This window comes from Natronococcus sp. A-GB7 (assembly GCF_029688865.1).
GTDB lineage: Archaea > Halobacteriota > Halobacteria > Halobacteriales > Natrialbaceae > Natronococcus.
On record NZ_JARUKV010000001.1, the window covers coordinates 235,515 to 259,192 of the forward strand.

Annotated in this window: 17 protein-coding genes; 8 read left to right on the forward strand and 9 right to left on the reverse strand. The window is 65.7% G+C overall.

Annotation, left to right across the window (positions count from 1 at the left end; translation table 11 throughout):
- Positions 1-85 precede the first annotated feature (85 nt).
- Positions 86-985, reverse strand: coding sequence for a PhzF family phenazine biosynthesis protein (locus tag QA609_RS01225; RefSeq protein ID WP_278300755.1), 900 nt, complete (start codon positions 983-985; stop codon positions 86-88).
- 90 nt (positions 986-1,075) lie between these two features.
- On the reverse strand, positions 1,076-2,389 hold the full coding sequence (locus QA609_RS01230; protein ID WP_278300756.1) for a hypothetical protein: 1,314 nt from the start codon (positions 2,387-2,389) through the stop codon (positions 1,076-1,078).
- Positions 2,390-2,516: 127 nt separating this feature from the next.
- Here QA609_RS01230 and QA609_RS01235 point away from each other — a divergent pair, with 127 nt between their 5' ends.
- The 3 genes from QA609_RS01235 (at position 2,517) to QA609_RS01245 (ending at position 5,180) form a co-directional block, all read left to right on the forward strand.
- Positions 2,517-3,212 (forward strand): phosphoribosyltransferase, encoded by a 696-nt coding sequence (locus tag QA609_RS01235; RefSeq protein WP_005553691.1) that lies wholly within the window; start codon positions 2,517-2,519, stop codon positions 3,210-3,212.
- A gap of 49 nt (positions 3,213-3,261) precedes the next feature.
- Positions 3,262-4,116: an S-methyl-5'-thioadenosine phosphorylase gene (gene mtnP, locus QA609_RS01240; protein ID WP_278300757.1), complete on the forward strand. Its 855-nt coding sequence runs from the start codon at positions 3,262-3,264 to the stop codon at positions 4,114-4,116.
- Positions 4,117-4,568: 452 nt separating this feature from the next.
- Positions 4,569-5,180, forward strand: a complete 612-nt coding sequence (locus tag QA609_RS01245; protein ID WP_278300758.1) for a hypothetical protein — start codon at positions 4,569-4,571, stop codon at positions 5,178-5,180.
- 73 nt (positions 5,181-5,253) lie between these two features.
- Here QA609_RS01245 and QA609_RS01250 read toward each other — a convergent pair whose 3' ends face one another.
- From QA609_RS01250 to QA609_RS01265, 4 genes are all read right to left on the reverse strand, one after another.
- Positions 5,254-6,192, reverse strand: coding sequence for a ScpA family protein (locus QA609_RS01250; RefSeq protein WP_278300760.1), 939 nt, complete (start codon positions 6,190-6,192; stop codon positions 5,254-5,256).
- The gene (gene smc, locus QA609_RS01255) at positions 6,185-9,766 is read right to left on the reverse strand and encodes a chromosome segregation protein SMC (RefSeq protein WP_278300761.1); all 3,582 of its coding nucleotides are present in this window, start codon (positions 9,764-9,766) and stop codon (positions 6,185-6,187) included. The genes QA609_RS01250 and smc overlap by 8 nt, the downstream gene beginning before the upstream one ends.
- Positions 9,767-9,828: 62 nt before the next feature.
- A complete protein-coding gene (locus QA609_RS01260) occupies positions 9,829-10,149 on the reverse strand; it encodes a hypothetical protein (RefSeq protein ID WP_278300762.1) in 321 nt (106 codons plus the stop codon).
- Positions 10,150-10,233: 84 nt separating this feature from the next.
- Positions 10,234-10,950, reverse strand: coding sequence for a helix-turn-helix domain-containing protein (locus QA609_RS01265; protein WP_278300763.1), 717 nt, complete (start codon positions 10,948-10,950; stop codon positions 10,234-10,236).
- A 143-nt stretch (positions 10,951-11,093) separates the two neighbouring features.
- Between QA609_RS01265 and QA609_RS01270 the strand changes: the two genes are divergently transcribed.
- The 5 genes from QA609_RS01270 to QA609_RS01290 all read left to right on the forward strand — a co-directional run bounded on the left by QA609_RS01270 (position 11,094) and on the right by QA609_RS01290 (position 19,611).
- The gene (locus QA609_RS01270) at positions 11,094-11,951 is read left to right on the forward strand and encodes an SDR family NAD(P)-dependent oxidoreductase (protein ID WP_278300764.1); all 858 of its coding nucleotides are present in this window, start codon (positions 11,094-11,096) and stop codon (positions 11,949-11,951) included.
- A gap of 8 nt (positions 11,952-11,959) precedes the next feature.
- Positions 11,960-13,978, forward strand: a complete 2,019-nt coding sequence (locus QA609_RS01275) for an AMP-binding protein (protein WP_278300765.1) — start codon at positions 11,960-11,962, stop codon at positions 13,976-13,978.
- A gap of 489 nt (positions 13,979-14,467) precedes the next feature.
- Entirely contained in the window at positions 14,468-17,560 is a 3,093-nt protein-coding gene (locus QA609_RS01280) for an FAD-binding and (Fe-S)-binding domain-containing protein (protein ID WP_278300766.1), read from the forward strand.
- 288 nt (positions 17,561-17,848) lie between these two features.
- The gene (locus tag QA609_RS01285; RefSeq protein WP_278300767.1) at positions 17,849-18,865 is read left to right on the forward strand and encodes a PhnD/SsuA/transferrin family substrate-binding protein; all 1,017 of its coding nucleotides are present in this window, start codon (positions 17,849-17,851) and stop codon (positions 18,863-18,865) included.
- 266 nt (positions 18,866-19,131) lie between these two features.
- Entirely contained in the window at positions 19,132-19,611 is a 480-nt protein-coding gene (locus QA609_RS01290) for a hypothetical protein (RefSeq protein ID WP_278300768.1), read from the forward strand.
- 88 nt (positions 19,612-19,699) lie between these two features.
- On the opposite strand, the gene QA609_RS01295 is transcribed toward QA609_RS01290, so the two are convergent.
- The 3 genes from QA609_RS01295 to QA609_RS01305 all read right to left on the reverse strand — a co-directional run bounded on the left by QA609_RS01295 (position 19,700) and on the right by QA609_RS01305 (position 23,661).
- Positions 19,700-21,733 carry a primary-amine oxidase gene (locus QA609_RS01295; RefSeq protein WP_278300769.1) on the reverse strand — a complete coding sequence of 678 codons (2,034 nt, stop codon included), beginning with the start codon at positions 21,731-21,733 and terminating at the stop codon, positions 19,700-19,702.
- Positions 21,734-21,809: 76 nt separating this feature from the next.
- On the reverse strand, positions 21,810-22,877 hold the full coding sequence (locus QA609_RS01300) for a Brp/Blh family beta-carotene 15,15'-dioxygenase (RefSeq protein ID WP_278300770.1): 1,068 nt from the start codon (positions 22,875-22,877) through the stop codon (positions 21,810-21,812).
- The gene (locus QA609_RS01305; RefSeq protein WP_278300771.1) at positions 22,870-23,661 is read right to left on the reverse strand and encodes a lycopene cyclase domain-containing protein; all 792 of its coding nucleotides are present in this window, start codon (positions 23,659-23,661) and stop codon (positions 22,870-22,872) included. Before QA609_RS01305 ends, QA609_RS01300 begins: the two co-directional genes overlap by 8 nt.
- Positions 23,662-23,678: the final 17 nt, after the last annotated feature.

A 23,678-nucleotide genomic window follows, 5' to 3' on the forward strand; every position in this document is an offset into this window, starting at 1 on the left:
CCGGCTAAAGAAGGTTGCGAACGGCACACATGATTTAGAACTCGTGACCGAATGAGTTTGTCGTAGCCGCGGCAATTTTGATCTGTCAGCCCTCGATTATTTCGTCGCCGTCGTCGTCGGGAACGACGAGGGAACCGTCGAGCGCCGTCACGCCGCGGCCCCCGACCCGAACGCGGTCGCCGACCCGAACGAGGACCGTTCCGGGGCGGTCAACGTAGTGGCCCTGCTCGAGGCGAAGCTCCTCGGGAAAGTCGTCGTCGAACGCGCCGAACCGGTCGAGGTACGCGCCGACGGCGCCGCTTGCAGTCCCGGTGACTGGATCCTCCGGAACGCCGGCGCCGGGGGCGAACATCCGCCCGTGCAGCGTCGACTCGCGCTCGAGGGTGTCGAACGAGAAGAGGTAGATTCCGGTCGCCTCGAGTTCGTCGGTAAGCTCCTCGATCGCGGCCGTATCGGGATCGGCCGCACCGAGATCCGAGAGATACGTAATCGGGACGATCAGGAACGAAAGTCCCGTCGAGGCGACCGCCAGCGGGATGTCGTCGCTGGCGCCCTCGAGCGCGCCGGTTTCGACGCCCAGCGCGTCGGCGACGCGGTCGTAGCCGACCTCGACCTCCCGGATTCGGGGATCGCTCTGGGCCATCCAGACCGTTCCGTCGGCCTCGAGCTCGGTCTCGAGGACGCCGACGTTCGTCTCGAGGGTCGTCGTCCCCGGCTCGAGGCCCTCATCGTGGAGGTGGGCGTAGCTCCCGATCGTCGCGTGGCCGCAGAGGTCGACCTCCTGCGTGGGGGTGAAGTACCGAATCCGACGGTCGGCGTCGTCGCTCGAGCGGAGGAAGGCGGTCTCGCTCAGCGCCAGCTCACGGGCGATCGCCTGCATCTGCTCGTCGGTGAGCCCGTCGGCGTCGGGGACGATGCCGGCTGGATTGCCCGTCAGCGCCTCGTCGGTGAACGCGTCGACCTGCAGGACCCGAATCGTCTTCATACGTCGGGATCGAACGGGCTCGGCATCAAACCATCGCAGCGTCGGCGGGCGATCGGTCGCGCCCGCGGATGCGTCAGCGCGCGAGCGCGATCACTCGACGGGACCGCCGCGGACGGAGAGAGTTACCGATCCGTCGGCCCTGTCCGGAATCTGCACCTCGACTTCGACCGACCGATCGCGGTCGTCGGGTTCAACCTCGAGCGTCCGTCGCTCGCCGTCGACCTCGAGCCAGTACGCGCCCGGCTCGCTCGCCTCGACGACGACCGTCGCCGGAACGGTCGTTCCCGGGAGGAGTCGGTCGTCGAACGTCACCGACTCGAGCTCGAGGGTCGCGCCCTCGAGATCGACCTCGAGGTCGGTCTCGAACGAGGTCGTGTAGACCGAAACGTCCCGATCGTCCTCGTCGTCGTCCCCGCCACCGTTGCCGTCGTCCGGCTCCTCGAGCAGGATCTCGACACCCAGTTCTCGCTCGACGTTCCCGATCCGGTTGCAGATCGTCTGCTGGGCCGAACCGGCAAAGAGGAGGCCGACGAGCTGGCCGTCCTCGAGAAAGACCGGCGACCCACTGTCCCCGCCCTCGGACATGTAGCCCGTGATCAGCTGGTCACGCAGGGTGACGGTTCCCTGTTCCGGACCGAACTCGACGTCGACGCTCGCGCTCGTCGCCTCGACCGTCGCGCTGGTGACGCCGGTCGTCCGTCCGGTTTTCGTCACCGTCTCCCCGCGGAGTTGCCCGTAGCCGTCGCGGCGAACACCGGTCGGCCACTCCGGGTCGAGTTCGTAGTACCGATCGGACTCCCGCTCCCGATCGACGGATCTGGCGGCGACGTCGACGCGGACCCCGTCCGCGATCGGAACGTAGCCGACGAGGTCGCCGACTGCGTCGTCGGGACCGCCGTCGTCGCGAGGTGCGGGCTGGCGAATCGGTTCGCCAGGGTCTGCCTCGTTCGAGCGCGCGTAGACGTGGTTGTTGGACAGCCGAACGAGATCGCCCGGCTCGGCGGCGTCACTCCAGACGGCGTCGCTGTCGGCGTCGTCTGCCACTCGTGCGGGATAGGGACCGCCGGTGCCGGCCGTCAGCTCTGCGTTGCTCTCGCTGACGCCGGCCGGAATCGGACGGTGGCGGTCGTTTCGTCCCGCCGCGGCCTCGGGAACCACCTCGAGCGTCGCTAGCGGATCGAACCCCTGCCGTTCCTCGCCGTAGCCGGCGTCGACGACGTCGACGGTGATGTCCGCGTCGCCGACCTCGTGGATCCGTTTCTCGACGTCGTCCTTGTCCTCGAGGGAGCTGGGTGGCTCCTTCTGTGAGACGAACACCCGAACCTCGTTTTCGCTCTCGTCGTAATCGACGCCGATCACGTTCTTGCACTCGAGCAGGTACTCGAAATCCTGTGTTGTAGGCATAATTTGAATCTACAACACATTCGTACTGAACTATCTTAGATGTGTGGCTGTCTCTCGCATTCTGGGACGCCCGTTTCAGCCCCACTTATGAGGACAGGGCGAATTCCTTCGGATAGGTGGCCACCAGATGTCCGACTTACCGGACGATTTCGACTGTACGATAACGAACTGGGACTACATCTACAGCCTCTGTCGCGACGTCAGCGACGAGGTCCGTCGAGACGACTTCGAGCCCGACGTCATCGTCGCGCTCGCTCGCGGCGGCTGGTTCGCGGGTCGCTGTATCTGTGACTTCCTCGGGATGGACGATCTGACGAGCCTGAAGATGGAACACTACGTCGGGACGGCCGAAAAAAGCGGCGAGCCGACCGTTCGCTACCCCATGCCGGAGGGGAGCGTCGAGGGGAAGGACGTCCTCATCATCGACGACATCGCCGACACGGGCGGCTCGATCGAGCGCGCCCACGAGTACGTCGACGAGCGCAACGCCGGCGAGGTCCGCACCGCGACCCTCCAGTTGCTCCAGACCAGCGAGTACGAACCCGACTACATCGGGGAACGACTCGAGGAGTGGACCTGGGTCGTCTACCCGTGGAACTTCATCGAGGATATGGTCGATCTGATCTCGGGGGCGATGGAGCGGGCCGACCGGGAGCAGTTCACCAGCGAGGAGATCCGCCACTTCCTCTCGGAGTACCACGGGATCGAGCGCATGGAGATGGAGATCGCCCAGCCAGACCGTCTTCAGGAAGTTCTCCGGGAGATGGATCGACGGGAGGTCGTCGAGATGGCCGACCACGGCGAGTGGCGGCTGCTTGAGTAGTCGGTCCGAACCCACACCGTTTACGTCCTCGCCCGCGCGAGGTGACCGTATGACCATCGGTGTCATCGGCGGCAGCGGTATCTACGAGGCACTGCCACTCGAGAACGTTTCGACGAAGTCGGTTTCGACGCCGTACGGCGAACCGAGCGAGGACGTAACGCTCGGCGAACTCGGCGGTCGAGAGGTCGCTTTTCTCCCGCGCCACGGCGGGGACCACCAGCACACGCCGACGCAGGCGAGCTACCGGGCGAACATCTACGCGCTGAAGTCGGTCGGTGTCGATCGGGTGATCTCGACGAACGCCGTCGGCAGCCTCCGCGAGGAGCTACCGCCCCGGACGCTCGTCGTGCCGGATCAGATCTACGATCGGACCAAACACCGGACGCCGACGTTCTTCGGCGACGGGATGGTCGTCCACATGAGTTTCGCCGAGCCGTACTGTCCGGAGATGACCGCACACCTCGCGGAGTCCGCCCGTGAAGCGACCGACGCCGACGTCTCGGAGGACGGAACCTACGTCTGTATCGAGGGACCGCAGTACTCGACGAAAGCCGAAAGCGAGTTCTACCGCGAGCAGGGGTGGGATATCGTCGGGATGACGACGATCCCGGAAGCGAAACTGGCCCGCGAAGCCGAACTGAGCTACGCGACTGTCGCGGGCGTCACCGACTACGACGTCTGGAAGGACGACAGCGAGGTCAGCCTCGAGGAAGTGCTCGCGAACGCGGAGGCGAACCAGGAGTCGATCAACGCCGTCATCGAGCACGCGATCCGGACGATGCCCGAGGACTTCGAGAGCGAGGCCTGGAACGCCCTGGAGGGAACGATCAACACCCCGACCGACGCGATTCCCGAGGAGACCCGCGAACGGATCGACCTGCTGGCCGGCGAGTACCTCCAGTAACAGACGTCTGCCGGCGCTGAAACGTCGACTACCGCGGTTCGTTCGTTTCGTGGAACCGTTTCTATTCGGGCAATCGGTCCGTTATCGACCGCGTAGAGGTGACGTATCGATCGGATACTGAGTCCCATGTTCGACAGGAATCCCGACAGCAGGGTGGGATCGGCCGTTATGGTGATACTATCCGAATCCTGCGAGCGAGTACCATACCAAATATCGTTGGAGCAACCCCTATGCCACTCTCACCCCTTTCCGTAAGTACGAGACGAACTGAGCCCGCCGATATGCTCGAGGAGGCGGTCGACGACACACCGTCGATCCCGAAGTGCAACAGTTGTGCACTTTCTCAGCGATTAATTCTTCATTAGTATCCTATGTTTAGGTATATCTTCAGAAGTTGAGATTGTCACGGAAAGTTTTATGTATGTACGGCCACCACTGTTCGAGTGAAGAGCATGACCCTCGAAACTGACCACTCAGCCCACTCATCGGACGACGAGGAAGAGGCGGTGTCCGACGAGACGCCGACCCTCTCCAGTGACGATATCTTCCACCTGCTCCAGACCAACCGCCGGCGGGACACCATCCGCTACCTCCTCGAGGAGGAGGGTCCCGTCAAGATGCGCGACGTCGCCGAGTACGTCGCCGCCCGCGAGAACGATACGACCGTCGCGGAGCTGTCCTCGACCGAGCGACAGCGCGTGTACATTCCGCTGTATCAGTCGCACCTGCCAAAGCTCGACGAGGAAGGCGTCGTCGAGTACAACCAGCCCCGCGGGATCGTCAAACCGACCGACAACCTCGAGATCTTCGCGCCCTACATCGAAGCGACCGAGAAGGGAACCGCGGAGCTCGACTCCCATCTCGCGAGCAACCGTGCGGTTCGAGAGTACTACGTCACCGCGGTCGCCGCGAGCGCGAGCCTGCTGTTCGCCTCCGCGGTCGGCCTCCTCTCGATCCCCGGCGTCGCCCTCGCGGCGATCATCACGGCGCTGTTCGCGCTGATCACGCTCGTCACGAACCTCTCGCAGTTCGTGGAGTCGGCGAACAGTCTCACCGCACAGTAACGTCTCTCTCTCGTCTGTAGTGGTTCGAGTGCGGGTTCGCCCGACCGAACCCGCTCCGGTTTTGCAACGATCGTTAGTTCGCTACCGGCTCGGCCCGATCGGTGTCGGCGTCGGTCCGCTGGAGCCAGAGATCACCGAACAGCTCGTCCTGCTCGAGCGTGATCGTTCCCCTGTGTGACAGAAAGAGCACGGCGAGATACGTCATCACGCGCGAGCCACCGACCTCGTCGATTTCGGCGTACAGGACCTCCTCGCGGCCCCGGTCGTACCGGCTCTCGAGTTCGGCCGCGACGTCGTCGATCACCCGTTCGATGTCCTCCTCGTGGGTCGTGTGCGTGACGTCATCGCTGGTCGGCTCGTCGTCGACCCGAAACTGGTCCTCCGCGTGGTAGCTCAGCTCCTGGACGCCGCGGTCGTACCCCCGAGGCGAGTCGCTCGTGTCGTAGCTCCGGGATTCTTTCCACCAGGTGTCCCGCTCGGCGTCCCTGAGATCGCGAACCAGTTCGTCGAGCGTCTCGGGTTTCCCGCGGGCCTGTTTGCGCTCGAGGCGGCGTTCCATCTCCGCCTCGAGCCCCTCGACGGGGTCGAACGCGGGCGCGTCGCCGCCCTCCTGAATCGGTCCGTCGTCGGCGAACGGCGCCTCCCACGGGGGCAGCTCCTCCTCCTCGGGCTCGTCCGGGCCGAACAGCTCGTCGCTTTTCATCCGCAACAGGACGCTCGCGTAGAACAGCGCCCGACCCGAGGTCCGCAGATCGGCGTCGTCTAACGCCTCGAGGAACCGATCGGTTACCTCGACGATGTCGATGTCCCAGGGGTCGATCTCCCCGTTCTCGGCGAGCTGGACGAGCAGTTCGACGGGCTCGACCTCGTCTTCGTCCTCGCCGTCGTCCTCGTCGACCGGTCCGACCTCCTCGTCGTCGAACTCGAACACCGCCTCCTCGTCGCTCGGTCGACCCCGTTCCTCGTGGCCGGCGATATTCAGCGGGATCTCGTCGTCGGAGTCGCTAGTCATCGGCCGGAACCTCCGCCGTCTCCCCGTCGCCCAGATCGATACCGGTTACCGCGCTCACGTTGTCCCGTTGCATCGTCACCCCGATCGCGCGCTCGGCGCGGTCGAGCATCGCCGAGCGGTGGGAGACGACCGCGAACTGGGCGTCCTCGGAGAGCTCGTCGACCATCTCGCCTACCCGATCGGCGTTGACCGCGTCGAGGAAGGCGTCGATCTCGTCGAGCGCGTAGAACGGCGCCGGGTTGTGCCGCTGGATCGCGAAGATAAACGCCAGCGCGGTCAGGGATTTCTCGCCGCCCGACATCGCGTCCAGACGCTGGATCGGCTTGTCGCCCGGCTGGGCCTTCATCGTCAGCCCGCCCTCGAAGGGGTCGTCCTCGTCCTCGAGGTGCAGCGATCCGGTCCCCTCAGAGAGCTGTTCGAAGATGTCGGTGAAGTGGCCGGCAATCGCCTCGTAGGCATCCATGAACGTCCGCTTCTTCTGGGTCTCGTACTGCTCGATCCGATCGCGGATGCCGTCGGCCTCCTCGACCAGCGTCGCCTTCCCCTCCTCGAGCTCCGCGAGGTCCTCCCGGACCTCGTCGTACTCGTCGATCGCGAGCATGTTGACCGGCTCCATCGCCTCCATGTCGGCTCCCAGGAGCTCGATCGTCTCGAGAACCGTCTCGTGGTCGGGAACGTCCTCGGGATCGTAGTCGCCGACCTCGGCCTCGAGGCTCTCGATCTCCCACTCGAGGTCCTCGAGCCGGCCCCGTTTGTCCTCGAGTTTGCTCTCGACGGCGTTGACCCGGTCCTGTTGCTGGTCGCGTTTCGTTCGAGCGTCGGCGAGCTCCTCCTTGAGTTCGCTGCGGTCGTCCTTGAGCTCGGTCAGCTCGTCCTCGAGCGCCGCGACGGCCTCGTGTTTCGCCTCGAGCTCCTCGCGTTTCTCCTCGATCGTCGCCTCGTGGTCGTCGATCCGGTCTTCGTGATCCGCCTTTCGGTTCTGGGCGTCCTCGATGTCGTCGTGGAGCTCCTCGATCGCGTCCTCGGTGTACTCCTTCTCCAGGCGGAGCTCGTTGAGTTTGCCGTCGAGGTCGTCGATACGCTCCTCGCGCTCGTCGATCTCGGCCTCGAGCTCCTCGATCTCCGCGGTGAGTTCGGGGATCTTCGAGTCCGCGAGTTCGGACTCGAGCTCCTCGATGTCGGCCTCGATCTCCTCGATCCGCTCGGTCTTCGCGTCGATCTCGTCGGAGATCTCGGTCATCCGCTCGTCGACCGACTCGCGCTCCTCGCGCAGCTCCTCGAGTTCGCTCTCGAGGTCGTCGATCTCTGCCCGTACCGTCTCGCGGTCGCTCTCGATGCTCTCGAGTCCGCTCTCGATAGAGCGGACCTCGTCGGCCGCGTCGGTCTTCCGGTCGCGGGCGTCGTCGAGGCGTTCCTCGACGCTCCGGAGCTCCTCGCGCAGTTCCTCGCGCTCTTCCTGCAGGTCGGTGATCCGGCTCGCGACGCGCTCGAGCTGGCCCTCGCCTCCGCCGGTAAAGGAGTACCGAGAGCCCTTCCGGGAGCCCCCGGTCATCGCGCCGCTTTTTTCGACGAGGTCGCCGTCGAGCGTGACCATCCGGTAGTCGCCCGTGTACGAGCGGGCCGTCTCGAGGTCCTCGACGACCAGCGTATCGCCGAGCACGTACGAGAAGATCCCCGCGTACTGCTCGTCGAACTCGACGAGATTGTACGCGAAGCCGACGATACCGGGATCGGTCGGCGCCGACGGGAGTCGGCGCTCGTGCATGTCGGTCATCGGGAGGAAGGTCGCGCGCCCGGCGTTGCGCGATTTCAGGTGTTCGATACACCGCTGGCCGACGCCGTCGTCGTCGACGACGACGTTCGCGAGTCGACCGCCGGCTGCGGTCTCGCAGGCGACGGCGTACTCGCCCGGTACCGATCCCAGCTGGGCGACCGCGCCGTGGACGCCGTCGACCCCCGCGTTCAGGATCGTCGTCACGGCGCGGCCAAAAGAGGAGTCGCCGCTCTCGCCGGCCTTCGCCTCGAGTTCGGCGTACTCCTGTTGTTTGGCCTGGATCTCGTCGTCGAGTTCGTCGAGCTCCGACTGGGTTCGGCGCTTCTCGGCTTTCAGGTCGTCGACGACGTCTGCGATGTTCTCGCGGTTCGTCTCGGCCTTCTGGAGCTCGCGCTCGAGGTCCGACTCCCGCTCCTCGAGTTCCGGAAGCTCCTCGCGTTTCTCCTCGATCGTCGCCTCCGTCTCCTCGATGGCGTTCGAGCGCCGCCGGGCCTCGTCGAGCAGGCGGTCCTGCTCGCGCTGGAGGTCGTTGCGTTCCGTCTTAGCTCCCTCGAGGTCGTCCTTACGGTCGGCGAGATCCGCCTTGAGTTCGTCGAACTCGGTGTCGACGGCCTCGATCTCGGCCTCGAGCTCGTCGCGTTCGGCCTCGCGTTCGGCGATCTCGGTTTTGACCGACGCCTTCTCGAGTTTGTGCTCGCGGATGTCGTCGTCGAGCTCGTCGACCTGTTCCTGCTTGCGGTCGATCCCGACGAACGCCTCCCGTCGATCGGACTCGGCGGCCTCGATCTGTTCCTCGCTGGCCTCGATCTTGTCCTCGAGCCGGGAGATGTCGCCCTTGATCTCCTCGATCTCGCCCTTGATTCGGAGCTGTTCGTCCTCGCCTTTCCGTTCGATCTCCGCGTTCAGATCCTCGAGATCCTCCTGGAGGCGAACGACCGTTCCCTGGCGTTCGTCCAACGTCCGTCGGAGTCCCTCGAGTTCGGATTCGAGCTCGTCGACGTTCGCCTCGAGCCCGCCGAGCTCCTCGCGTTTCTCCTCGAGTTCGCTGGCCTTCTTGTAGCTCTCGTACTCCTCTTTCTCGCGGCGAAGCCGTCGGTAGCGAAGCGCCTCCCGTCGTTCGTCCTCGAGCTGTGTGAGTCGAGTTCGCTTCTCCTCGATCCGGAGTTCGGCCTCGTCGATTCGTTCCTGAACGGTTTCGAGCTCCGCGAAGGCGTCTTCCTTTTTCGCGTCGAACTCCGCGACGCCGGCGATTTCGTCGATGATCTCCCGGCGGGCGTGGGGCGTCATGTTGATGATCTCGGTGACGTCGCCCTGCATGACGACGTTGTACCCCTCCGGGGTGACGCCAGCCTGGGCCAGCAGGTCCTGGATGTCCGAGAGGTTGACCGACCGGTCGTTGAGGTAGTAGTAGGAGTAGTAGTTGTCCTCGGTCTCCTTGACGCGGCGACGGATGCGGATCTCGTCGACGTCGCCGACGTCGTCGCTGCCGGCGGCGTTGACGACCTGGGACCGCTCGAGCGTTCGATCCGAGTTGTCGAGGATCACCTCGACGGTCGCCTCGCGGGGTCCGCCCGAGGAGGCGTCGTCCTCGTGTCCGGGGTTGTAGATGAGGTCGGTCAGCTTCTCGGCGCGAATCCCGCGGGTTCGGGCGAGCCCCAGCGCGAACAGCACGCCGTCGATGATGTTCGACTTCCCGGAGCCGTTCGGGCCGGTGACGACGGTAAAGTCCTCGTAGAACGGAATTTTGGTCTTGCGTCCGAAGCTCTTGAAGTTGTCTAAGACGAGCGCCTTGATGTACATACCCTTCTCGAATCCTCCGTCAACTCGGCCGCCGCGGGTCGACCTGCGGTGCGGTCGTGCGGTTATGCGACGATAATGTCGTCGCTACCTGAGTCTTCCGCTTCGTCGCCGTCGCTCTCCTCGGTCGCCTCGGCGTCCGCGGGTTCGGCCTCGGCCTCGACCTCGTCGGCCGAGGGCTCGGTTTCATCGCTCACCGCTGTGTCGACCGGCTCCTCGCTCTCGCTTCGTCGTTCGGGAACGCGGGTCGGGGTGTCGGCGTCCAGTTCGGCCTCGAGGACGCGAATACGTTCTTTCGCCTCGATAAGTTCGCTCGTCAGTCCCTCGACGGTCGACTCGAGTTCGGCGACGGTCGACTCGAGTTGCTCCACGCGATTGTTCGACATACCTTCTAGGGAAGGGTCCGGAACCATAAACGTACGTCAGACACAACTAACAGTTTTGGTAACTTACTGTGAATCTGTACCAAACTACAGCTCGCCGTGGTCGTCCATCCCCTCGATCGCACCCAGCGCGGCCTTCAGGATCTTCCGTTCGCTGCGTCGCAGGTTCATCGAGACGGCGGTCTTCGAGATGTCGAAGTGGTCGGCCAACTCGTCGAGGGTCGTCTCCCGGGGCGTCTCGTAGTAGCCGTTCTTCGAGGCGACCTCGAAGGTCTCCTGTTCGGTCTCGGTGAGGGAGCGACAGCCCTCGAGCAGGCGCAGCGCGCTGTCGGAGTTCTCGAGCAGGTCGAACAGCGTCGTCGGTCCGAACTGGTCGCGGTCCTCGACCTCGTAGTCGTTGTGTCGCTCGAGTTCGGCGAGAGTGCGGTCCTCGGCGTCGTCGTCGTCGAAGCCGACGTGCCAGCGCTCGCGGCCGTCCTCGATCCGGAACGGACCGGTGATGTAGCCGTCGTTCTCCTGGATCGCCCGCATCGCGTTCGTCTGTTCGATCGTCGTCCCGATCTGGGCGACGTTGTCTCGCTTCGTGAGGATGTAACAGTCGCGCATGTTCGGATGGGTCCGAAGCTCGTGGAGCCCCTGTTCCAGCGCCGGCGCCGACTCCCCCTTCGCGATGAGCCGCGTCTCGAGCTTCTCGGCGTCGGTGTCGAGTTGCCACTGGACGGCCGAGAACGCGACGTCGACGTCGTCAGTGGTGTCGATAAAGGGGCAGTCGTACTGCCGCATGTCGAGATCGAGGTCGATCATAGCACGGTACATTATAACCATAATACGGATATTAATCGTTCGCATCCGCGGCCGGCGCGAATTGCGGCCGCGCCGGCGGGTCGGCGAACGCCGTTGATATGTTAACGGGACCGCTTTAGCCCGTCCCGGTACACTGATACGGTATGTCACAGGATACCGTGAGCCCGCCGACGATCACGAACGAGGACATCCACAGGATCGCTGACGACTCCTTTGTCGCCCGAAACGTCTGTCTGGTTACCGGGGGTGGGTCCGGTATCGGCCGGGCGACCGCGCTGGCAGCCGCGGGCAACGGGCTCACCGTCGCGATCACCGACATCGACGAAGACGGGCTCGATGAGACCGTCGCCCGCGGCGAGGAACTCGACCTCGAGGGGGAGATCGTCCCGATCGCCGGGGATCTCACCGATGACGACGACATCGAACGAATCGTCGCCGAAGCGGCCGAACTGGGCGATCTCAAGTACCTCGCGAACGTCGCGGGGATGCAACACATCGACTCGATCGAGGAGTTCCCGATGGAGACCTACGACATGATTCACCGGATCATGCTCCGAGCCCCGATCTACCTCTCGAAGCTCTGTCTGCCCCACTTCCGGGACACCGAGGACGGACGGGGCTGCGTCGGCAACATGGCCTCGGTCCACGCCCACTTCGTCACGAGCGACAAGGTCGCCTACAACGTCTCGAAGTTCGGGCTGCGCGGGCTCACCCAGTCGATCGCGGCCGAGGGTGACGGCGAGGTTCGGGCCTTCTCGGTGAGTACCGCCTACGTGAAGACGCCGCTGGTGACCGCCCAGCTCGAGGATACGGCCGAGCAGCGCGGGATCAGCGTCCAGGAGGTGATCGAGGAGGTAATGCTGGGCCACTCCCGGGTCAAGGAGATGATGGAGCCGATCGACGTCGGCAACCTGTTCGTGCTCGGCTTCTCCGATCTCGGCCGACACCTCGACGGCGGCGACCTGTTGTTTGATGGGGGTATGACGCTAACCTACGAGTGAGAGTAACGATGGGAGAAACCACCAGTCTGGAAGACGTCGACGAGATCGTTCACGAACCCGACGAGGCGTTCGTCGAGTCGACCAACGTCGCGGCGTTCATGCGGGAGTACGGGATCGACGACTACGAGGCGCTGATCGAACGGACGACGACCGAACTCGAGGACGAGCCCGAGAGCGGGGTCGACTGGTTCTGGGACGAGCTGGTCGACTACCTCGGGATCGAGTTCTACGAGGAGTACGACGAGGTACGGGACGACGGCGAGGGGCCCCAGTTCACCGACTGGTACCCCGGCGGCGAACTCAACCTCGCCCACAACGTCGCCGACCGCCACGCCGCCCGCGACGAGGAGCGACGGAACAAGGTCGCGACGATCTGGGAGGGCGAGGACGGCGAGATTCGGGAGATCACCTACCACGAGCTTCGTCGCCAGTCGAACCAGGTAGCGAACGCGCTCGAGGAGCGAGGGATCGAGACGGGCGATACGGTCGGGCTCTACATGCCGATGGTCCCCGAGGTCGCCGCGATCCTCTACGGCTGTTTCAAGGTCGGTGCGATCGCGGTACCGATCTTCTCTGGTTTCGGCGTCGACGCGACCGCGACTCGGATCGCCGACTCGGAGTGTTCGGTGCTGTTTACCGGCGACGGCTTCTACCGGCGGGGGAGCCCCGTCCGTCTCAAGGGGTCGGCCGACGAGGCGATCGAGGAGGCCGGGTACGTCGAGGACGTGATCGTCTTCGATCGACTCGGTACCAGCAGTGACACCAGTGAGAACGACGTTCCCTGGACAGACGACCGCGACGAGTGGTGGGCCGACGCCGTCGAGAGCCGGTCCGACGAGTACGAGACGAAGTCGCTGGCCTCCGACCAGGAGTCGATGCTGCTGTACTCGTCGGGAACGACCGGGAAACCGAAGGGGATCGTCCACACCCACGCGGGTGTCCAGGTCCAGTGTCCGAAGGAGGTCCACTTCGGGATGGATCTCAAGCCCTCGGATCGGTTCTTCTGGGTCTCCGACATCGGCTGGATGATGGGCCCCTGGACGCTGATCGGGACCCACACCTTCGGCGGCACCGTCTTCATGTACGAGGGCGCGCCCGACCACCCGCAGCCGGATCGGTTCTGGGAGATGATCGACCGCCACGAGCTGACCCAGTTCGGGATCTCCCCGACGGCGATCCGGGCGCTTCGGAAACACGGCGACGACTGGCTCTCCGGCCACGACCTCTCCTCGCTCCGGTTGCTGGGGTCGACGGGCGAACCCTGGGACCCCGAATCCTGGCAGTGGTTCTACGAGAACGTCGGCGGTGGCGAGGCGCCGATCATCAACATCTCCGGGGGTACCGAGATCTGTGGCTGCTTCCTGATGCCGATGCCGACCGAACCCCTCAAGCCCTGTACGCTGGGCGGCCCCGGCCTCGGCATGGACATCGACATCGTCGACGCCACCGGCGAGTCGATCAAGGACGACAACGAACGGGGCTACCTCGTCGCCCGGGACTCCTGTCCGTCGATGACCAAGTCGCTGTGGTCGGGCGACGAGCGCTACCTCGAGGAGTACTGGTCCCGGTTCGACGACATGTGGAACCACGGCGACTGGGCCCAGAAGGACGAGGACGGGTTCTGGTTCCTCCACGGGCGGGCCGACGACGCGCTCAACGTCGCGGGACGGAAGGTCGGCCCCGCGGAGGTCGAGGGCGCGCTGATCGACCACGAGGCGGTCAACCAGGCCGCGGCGATCGGCGCCCCCGACGACACCACGGGCACGGCGGTCGTCACCTACGTCATCCTCGAGGACGGCTACGAGGAGAGCGACGACCTCCGCGGCGAACTGCGCGCGCAGGTCGGCGAGGAACTGGGCAAACCGTTCCGTCCGCGAGAGGTGCTGTTCGTCGACGAGTTCCCCAAGACTCAGTCGGGCAAGATCATCCGTCGGGCGATCGAAGCGACCTACACCGGCGAGGATCTGGGCGATATGAGCAGTATCGAGAACCCAGAGGCGCTCGAAAAGCTGGAAGAGGCCCAGTAGGGCGATCGTCGCGGACCGTTCCCGCGTTCCGGAACGGCTCGCCGGCGTCGATCTTTTCGACGAGACCGTCGGGGTCTTCGCTCCCGGCACCTTCGGCCTATCGTTCCGACACTCGAGACACGCAGGAAACCGACCCGACTCGAATCGGCCGCTCGGCTATAGCGGTGTCGGTACACGGTCGAGTTCGGTGCCGAGTACGGTTGGGTTCCATCCTCCGTCGGTGGGAATTCGCACAAGGGTATTAATCGGGCCGCTGCTTACAGGCCACATATCCACCCAGGGTGTACCATGACATGACCGAGTCGGGGACTGGATCGAGGGAGGGAAACTGACAGGAATGGACGGGATCGTAGCCCTCTCCCTCGCCGCGTCCGTCGGCATCGTCACACTGCTTTTCACGCGCGTCCGCTTCCCGGAGGTGCTCTAACGAGTCAGGAACCGAACTCGAGCGACGGTATCGACTGTAGACCACACGCGACCACGAATCCGATGGCAACAGACCCAATCGACTCACGCGACCGATCGACGACCCGACCGGACCCTGCGTTCGATCCGCAGGCGAACTACGACTATCAGAGCGAGGACGTCGAACGACCGACGCTCGTCGACGTCCTCGACCGACGCATCGCCGGCGAGGTTCGCGCGGACTCGTACTCACGAGAGCTGTACGCGACCGACGCGAGTATCTACGAGCTGACGCCGATCGCCGTCGTCTTCCCGCGTTCGACCGAGGACGTCGCCGCGGTCGTCGACTACTGCGCCCAGCGGGAGATCCCGGTGCTTCCACGGGGTGGCGGGACGAGCCTCGCGGGGCAGACGGTCAACGAGGCCGTCGTGCTCGATTTCACGACGCACATGGACGGCGTCGTCGACGTCGACCCCGACGCCCGCCGGGCAACCGCCCAGTCGGGGATCTACCTCGGAAGCCTCAACGAGTCGCTCGCCCCCCACGGACTGAAGTTCGCGCCCGATCCGGCCTGGGGCGACAAGAGCGCCCTCGGCGGGGCGATCGGGAACAACTCGACGGGCGCCCACTCGCTGCAGTACGGCAAGACCGATGCCTACGTCGAGTCCTGCGAGGTCGTCCTCGCGGACGGCACCCGCACGCGGTTCGGCGAGGTCGCCGTAGCGGAGCTGCCCGACCTCGCCGACGGCGACGACCTCGAGTCGGCGATCTACGCCGAGGTCGCCCGGATCCTCGAGGAACGGGGTGAACTGATCGCGGAAACGTACCCCGATCTCAAGCGCAACGTCTCCGGCTACAATCTGGACTGGTTGGTCGAAGACGCAATAGGCGGAGAGCGCGGCGTCGGCGAACCAGATTCCGAGGGCGGGACGGTCAACCTCGCGAAGCTGCTCTGCGGGAGCGAGGGAACCCTCGCGATCGTCACCGAGGCGACCGTCTCGCTCGAGCCGATCCCCGCCGAGAAGAGCATGACGTTGCTCGCCTACGACAGCGTCCTCGACGCGATGGCCGACGTCGAGCCGATCGTCGACCACGACCCCGCCGCGGTCGAGGTACTCGACGACGTAATGATCGACCTCGCCCGTAACACGCCCGAGTTCGCGCCCGTTACCGAGATGCTGCCCAAGGGGACGGCCGCGGTCCTCATCGTCGAATTCTACGCCGAGGACGTGACCGACGGCGAACGTCAGGTCGCGAACCTGCTCGCCGATCGCTGTCCGACGGTCGACCCCGCCGGCGACGCCGACCCCGCCGACGAGCGGGTCGTTGCCACCGAGGACGTCCGGGCCTTCGACGCGATCGAGGCCTACGATTCGGAGAGCCGGGCGAAGATCTGGAAGCTGCGCAAGTCCGGGCTCCCAATCTTGCTCTCGCGGACGACCGACGAGAAACACGTCGCGTTCATCGAGGACACCGGGATCCCGCCCGAGAACCTCCGGGCGTTCGTCGCGGACTTCCAGGACGTCCTCGAGGATCACGACACCTACGCCAGCTTCTACGCCCACGCGGGTCCCGGGGTCCTCCACATCCGTCCGCTGGTCAACACGAAGACCGAGGCGGGGCTCGAGCGGATGGAGTCGATCGCCGACGACGTGACCGACCTCGTGGTGGAGTACGACGGCTCGATCTCGGGCGAACACGGCGACGGTCGCGCCCGCACCCAGTGGAACCGCAAGCTGTACGGCGAGGAGCTGTGGGAGACCTTCCAGGAGCTGAAGACGGCGTTCGACCCCGACTGGCTGCTGAATCCAGGGCAGGTTGTCTTCCGTGACGAGAACCCGACAGACATGACTGAGCACCACCGGTTCGGCCCCGACTACGAGTTCGACGCCGGATTCGAGCCGCAACTCGAGTGGGACAACGACAACGGGTTCCAGGGGATGACCGAGCTCTGTCACGGCTGTGGCGGCTGTCGGGGCGAACAGTCCACCACCGGGGGCGTGATGTGTCCGACGTTCCGGGCAAGCCACGAGGAGATCCTCTCGACCCGCGGCCGGGCGAACGCGCTCCGCCAGGCGATGAGCGGCGATCTCGACCCCGACGAGGCGTTCTCCGAGGAGTTCGTCGAGGAGGCGATGGACCTCTGTATTGGCTGCAAGGGGTGTAAACACGACTGTCCGAGCGGCGTCGACATGGCGAAGCTCAAGGCCGAAGTAACCCACGAGTACCACCAGCGCAACGGGATCTCGATCCGCGATCGGCTCTTCGCGCACTTCGAGACGCTTGCGAAGGTGGGTAGCGCGACGGCACCGGTCTCGAACTGGCTGTCGACGCTCCCCGGGAGCGGCCTGCTGACCGAGAAGGCGCTCGGGATCGCTCGCGAGCGCGACCTCCCCTCGTTCGAGCGCCGAACCTTCGCCAAGCGGGTCGCCGACCACGAGCCCGCCGTCCCCGCAGCTGAAGCCTCTCGACGCGCGCTGTTGATTCCGGACGTCTACACGAACCACGAGCATCCCGAGGCCGGTGAGGCGGCTCTCGCGGTGCTCGAGGCCGCCGGCGTTCACGTCGAGGTTACGACGCCGCGGGACGTCGGTCGACCGGCGTTCTCGAAGGGGATGCTCGATCTCGCCGCCGAGAAGGCCCAGGGAACCGTCGACGGGCTCGAGCCGTTCGTCGAGAACGGGTGGGACGTGATCCTGATCGAACCCTCCGACGCGGTGATGCTCCAGTCGGATTACCCCGATCTGCTTGGCGGGCCCGCCGTCGATCGGATCGCGTCGAACACCTACGGCGTCTGTGAGTACCTCGATCGGTTCGACCTCGACGCCGCGATCGAGTTCGACGCGCCCGCCGACCACCTCGTCTACCACGGCCACTGCCACCAGAAGGCACACGCCAAGGACCACCACGCCGTCGGGGTGTTGCGCCGGGCCGGCTACGCGGTCGACCCGCTCGACTCGACGTGCTGTGGGATGGCGGGGAGTTTCGGCTACGAGGCCGAACACTACTCGATGAGCCAGGCGATCGGCGACGTGCTGTACGAGCAGGTCGCGGCCAGCCCGGGCGAGCGGGTCGTCGCTCCCGGTGCGTCCTGCCGGACCCAGCTCGGGGACAGGCCAGGTGCACCCGAAGAGCCGCCGACGCCGATCGAGGTCGTCGCCGACGCGCTCGAGTGACGGGGTAGTGGCTACTCGTCGAGGTCCAGGCAGCTCCTCGCGGTGAGCGACCCCGATTCTGACGCTAGTTCCGTCGGCGGAGCGGCGGCGACCCCCGGCTCGGTCGGGCCAACTGGACCGCGTTGTCCGGTTCGAGGATCTCGAGGACGGGCGGTGGCTCCGGCCGAACGGATATCGGAAGCGAACCCGACCTGCTCGGTGTTCCAGATCAGTCGCTGATGCGATCGCCGTACGAAACGCCCGCGGTCGCCTCGTTGATTTTATGATGGGTGACTCTGGGTACCAAATATGGCGAAGCTACCACACCGTGGTACCAACACTCGACGAACGTTTCTGACCGCGACCGGCGGAGCCGCGCTCGCGGGGCTGGCCGGCTGCCTCGGAGAGGGTGATGGCGGCGGCAGGGAGGACGACGATCCGGTTCGGTTCGTCCTCAACCCGGCGGAGGAACAGACCGACATCGTCGAGGAGTACACGCCGATGAAGGAGTACCTCGAGGCCGAAACCGGCGCGGAGGTCGAACTCATCCGCGCCGGCAGCTACGTCGAGACCTTCGAGGCGCTCAACACCAACCAGGCGGAGATCGCGGACACGTCGCCGACGGGGCTCCCGGGAAGCCAGGAGTTCGCGGACGTCCTCGGCATGCGGACGGCCTTCGGCGGCCCGCTGTACTTCTCGACGATCATCACCACGCCGGACAGCGACATCGAAACCATCGACGACCTCGCAGGCGAGACGATGGCCACCGGCGCGCTGCTGTCGTTCAGCGGGACGCTCGCGCCGGCGATGATGCTGAGCGAGGCCGGACTGGACATCGGCGACTTCCCGCAGGGTGACGCGAACGATCTCGAGATCCAGACCGCGGACGACCACGACACGACCCGCGAACAGATGATCAACGACGACACCGTCGCGGCCGCCGCGACGGGTGCGTTCGCCTCCGCACCGCAGATCCCCCAGGAGCAGTTCGACGAACACGAGGAGTTCGTCGAACACTCCGCGGAGTACGACGACGCGGGGTCGGCGCTCGAGGACGAGGCGGAGGAACTGCAGCTGGTCGCCGTCTCGGATCCACTCCCGCGGGCGCCGATCACGGCCCGGAGCGACTGGGACGAGCCAGTTCGCGACGACGTCAGGGAGGCGCTGCTCGACGCCGAGGAGGAAGACCTCATCCCGGAGGACGTCGATGAAGACTACGAGCTCTGGTTTACCGGCATCGAGGAGGCCGACAGGGACGACTACGAGCTAGTCGTCGAGCTCTTCGACGAACTGGGACTCGAGTTCGAGGACTTCGAAGACGAGTAGTTCCGGGCGCTAGAGGGGGTCGCAACAGCCCCCTCGAGTGGTATCGTAGTCGAAATCGAGGGTCGGCGGTTCCGGTGGCGTCGGTCGACAGGACCGCGATCGAACGTTCACCCGTCGAGTTCCATCGATTCCTGACGGTCGGCCTTCCACTGTTCGATGTCTCGATCGCGTGCTCCGGCGGGACGTCGATCGTCGGATTCTCCTCGAACAAGTGTATAACATACCGAATGTTTCTAAGGATGGGTGTCGAGTCAACGTGTAGAGCCATGTCCGACGACGAGACCGCCGGGCCGGATTCGACTCCGGTCGACGACGCGAACGACGGGATAGAGTTCACGACGCCTGCGGTCGACGACGCCAGCGGGTACGGCCTCTCGATGACCCTGCTCGGCGGGGTGTTGCTCGCGCTCGCGTACTACGGCTACCTCGCCGTGAGTACCGTCGGATTCGGTGCTGTACCCGAGCCGTTCTACGTGCTGGCGCTCGCGTTGCTGTTCGTGGTCGAACTCTTTCGAAGCCCGGGGTACGACGGGGAAGCGCTCGTCCGGGCGGTCGCGTTCACCGCGGTCTACGGCGGACTGGTCGTGTTCGCCATCGAGGGCGGCGCGTACCTCTTCGAGCGACCCGAGGCGGCACTCGAGGGATTCGTCGGCGTGACCGTCCTCGCCGTCTCGATCGTCGTCGCCGCGCTCGCGTACTTCCTCTTTCTCGCGGTCGTCAAGCCGTCACTGGCGGCGGAGAACTGACGGCCGGCCGGTGACCGTTTTGGGACGCCGCTCTGTGGGGACGAGGGCGGGCCGAACGACGCCCGGCAGTCGCTCGAGACGGCGATCGCTACTCGTCGAGATCCATCGACTCCTGCCGTTCCGTCTTCCACTTCTCGACGTCCTTGATCGCGTGCTCCGGCGGGACGTCGATCGCCGGGTTCTCCTCGAAGAAGTGGGCGGGCTGGAGCTTGAACGAGACTATCTTCGCGGGCAGGATCGGCCAGTCCTCTGGCACCGAGACGTGGGTCTGACAGAGGTTGTACCAGACGACGAGGTCCTCGTCCGCGATCGATCGGTCCGCCTCGGTCCAGGCCGGCAGCCCCTCGCCACCAGGGTTCTGGTTTGGATACTCGCCCGCGGGGTAGCGCTCGTCGTCGTCGTACCGCGTGACCCAGAGGTGTTTCTTCGCGAAGCCGGCCCGTTTCACCACGCCGGAGCCGGCCTGCATCGGGAACGCGGTGTTGGTCCCGTCGCCGCCCATCAGTCGATAGCCGACTGGCTCGCCCGTCGCGTCGTTTCGGACGTCCTCGTTGACGATCTCCCAGTAGCGACCCGCGTGGGTGTCCGTCAGACGTTTGGCCTCGGACTCCCGTTCGAACCGCGTGCGGTCGACGTAGGCGGCGTTCCCGTGCGGGTTCAGGTGTTTTCGGTCGGCGTCGGCGTGGGGCGTCGGATCGTACCCGTCGGGCCCGTAAGGCACCTCCCGGAGGTTCACCTCCTGGACGGTGTTTTTCGGACCGTCGACCTCGAAATCGAGCCGGCAGTTGAACACGTGCTGGTGGAGCATCGACTTGTGGCCAGGACCGATCGTCTCGGCGTACCCCGTCTCGCGGTCGTCGCCGAGCAGCCCCGTCGCGTTACAGCCCGTCAGTCGGACCTCGCCCTCGACGCTTCCGTCCTGGTAGAAGTACCAGTAGAACCCGAAGTCGTAGTTCCCGATCGTCGAAATGAACGAGATCACGAGCCGTCGGTTGCGCCGCACCTCGTGGTCGCCGACCCGCCAGTCGTAGTGCTTCCAGAGGAGGCCGTAGTCCTCCTCGTGGAGACAGATCGCGTTCGGGATCAGCTGCGCGTTGCCGTCGGCGTCGTTGAGCGCGGCGTCCCAGTAGTGCATGTATCCCAGACAGTCACAGCCCTCGCTCAGCGAGTTCGCCAGCCGACCCAGTCCGTACTCGCCGACGTCGAAGGGAGCCTTCCAGTCGTGGTCCGGGTCGGGGTCGTTGTACGCGGTGACGACCTCCGGCCACGAGGCCCGCCGGAGGATCGTCCGCTCGTCGCCGTCGTCGTCGTAGCTGACGTCGTGAAGCACCAGCCCCTCGCGGTGGTTGAACCCCACTCGAACGCGCCAGTTCTGCCACTCGACGGTGTGACCGTCGACCTCCCAGCTCGGCCCCTCCGGCTGGATCACGTTGTACGGCTCGAGGTCCTCGCGGAGGTCGCGTTTCTCCTCGCGGTAGTAGCTCGTCCGGAGGGTCCCGACGACGTCCTCGGTTTTGGGCCCCGTGTCGACGAGCTTCACTACCTCGCGGTCGTCGAGGTCGACCCACGCGTGGATCCCCGACAGCGGTCGGTTGTACGCCTCCGCACCCTCGTCCTCGGCGTCGCCTTGCACCCAGGCGATGCCGTGTGCCAGCCGTCGCTCCCGATCGATATCCTCGGGGACGAAGTCGTACCCCGCCGACCAGGCGGTGACGATCGCCAGATCGGGATCGGCACCGCGTCGGCGCACCGCCTCGCGGAACTCCTCGTTTTCCGTCACCGTCTGCTCGACCTCGACGAACTCCTCGCCGATCATCCGCGGCTGGCCGCGCTCGATCTCGCTCCACTCGACGACCGCCTCGTCGTCAAGCGAAACGATCCCCTCGTAGGACGCCCCCTCTGTCTTGTCGCGGGCGACGATCCGTACCCGTCGCTCCGGTTTCGGCCCGCCGTCCTCGAACGCCCGAAGCGCCGCCTTCGGTGGTTCGGCGAGCGTGATCTCGATCGCACGCGCGTCCTCGGAGAGCCCGCGCTCCTCGGTCGCGATCGACCAGCTCCGTTCGATCTCCGTCGGCGCTAGCGGCTCGAGTGGATGGTCGGAACCGTCATCTGTGTGAGACATTGCCAGCCAGATACGATCGCCTTCGATTTATAGCTATCCGGCGCCGCTACGGTCGGTTCTCGAGTTCGCCGGTCGGTCAGCGCCCCGGCGCCCAGAGTCCGATCCGGCGATCCAGCAGCGCGACGACGACGACGTGTGGCAGTGTCAACACTGCGATGCCGACCAGGTACACTCCCAGCAGGTCGTCGACGATTGCCGGCGTCGTCGGCACGAGGAGCGCGAGGGCGACGAACAGGACGAGCGCGCCGGCGGTCAACGGCGCGGCGTCGCGAGCGAACCGACCGAACGCACCGGCGAGCGGACCCTCGGCGAGCCGACTGCAGGCCGGCTCGTCGAGCAGCATCGCTCTGAGGATGTGGCGAAGCGAGTGCCAGAACGGAAAGTACAGCCCGATCGCGAGAATTGGAGGGACGACCGCGAAGTATGCAACCAGTCCGAGCGTTTCGCCCGCCTCGAGCAGCCAGGGACCGTGGTCGTCGGCCGCGCGAAACCCGATCGCGAGCGATCCCAGTATCGACGCCGCAAGGACGACACCGACGACGAGGCGCACCTCGGGCGTAAAAGCAGGCTCGAGGGCCGCCACGGCGGCGGGATCGAACAGCCCCACCAGCGTCTGCGCGACGAAGGCGTACTCGGCTGGAAACGCGACCAGCGGAACGAGCATCGGGATCCCGCCGCGAACGAACGCTGTCAGCGCGCGGGCCGCCCGCGTCCGGAGGTGGTCCGCACCCGCGAGCACGACGAGCGCGTAGACGTCGCCCTGGCCCCAGTGGACGAGCGTCAGCGCGATGAACGCCGCGAACGCGGCCGCGGGCGCGACCCACCAGACGACGGCGTACAGGCCGCCGACGGTCAGGTACAGGCCACCGACGAACGCCAGGGCTCGAGGAGTGACCGGGCGGCCGTACGCACGCGGGAGCACGAGATGGTCGACGGCGCCGTGAGGGAGCCCGAAGACGAGGACGCTCGCCGCGAACGGAAGCAGCTGTGCCCACAGTGGGATCGAGTCGGTGACAGCGGTAACGGCCGCGCCGACGGCCAGGGCCACGACACCACCGACGACGGCGATCCGGGTGGCACGCTTCCGTGCGGTGCTGGTCACCGCATCACCGCCGAGGTCGCTCGAGGACGCCGGCTCACTCATCGAGCGGTCGGCCGCCGAGTCGCCTCGCGACCGAGCGAACCGGTGAGCTGGCCGGATCGACGTCCAGGCGGTCGAGTACCCAGACGTAGAGAACGATTCCCTGCACGATGAAGACGTTCGTCAGCAGGAAGAACAGCATCTCCTCGAGCGGTAGACCGGCGACGCCGACGCCGATCGTGTGCGTCTCCGAGATCATCCAGATGCCGAGCGAGATCGCGACCCAGTCGGCGAGCCACAGGTACAGCGTCGGCACGGCGATCGCGAGCACCACCTGTCGTCTCGCGCGGACGAGGTAGGTGAGACCGAACCCCCACTGGATCGCGAGGATCGGGCCGGCCCAGAACAGGATCGCCCCGAGGTAGAACGTCGAGGTCGTCCCGAGGAGGAGCCAGCCGGCCAGACAGAGCGCCGCGCCGGCGAGCACGCCGACGAGCCGGTGACTCCCCGGGAGATCCAGCGAGACGTCAGCGACGTCGAGCAGGTGAAAGAGCCAGAACGCCGTCAGCGCCGTCTGGAGGACGAAAAAGAGGTACTCCTCGACGGGGGTGTACCAGACCGTCGCGATGACGGCACCCTCGCCGTACCACCAGACCCCCTCGGGGATCAGCGCGTTCGTCCACGGCGTGGTGTACACCATCGCCAGCGCGACCAGGATCGCAAACCCCGAAAGCGACCGCCAGTTCCACCAGGCTCGCTCGCGTCTGACGGCGAGCCAGCCGAGCAGCGCGATCGGCGGAAGCGTGAAGACGAGGTGGAAGCCGAGGTAGGTAAGCGGGGGTGTCATCGTGTGGAACTGTAGGG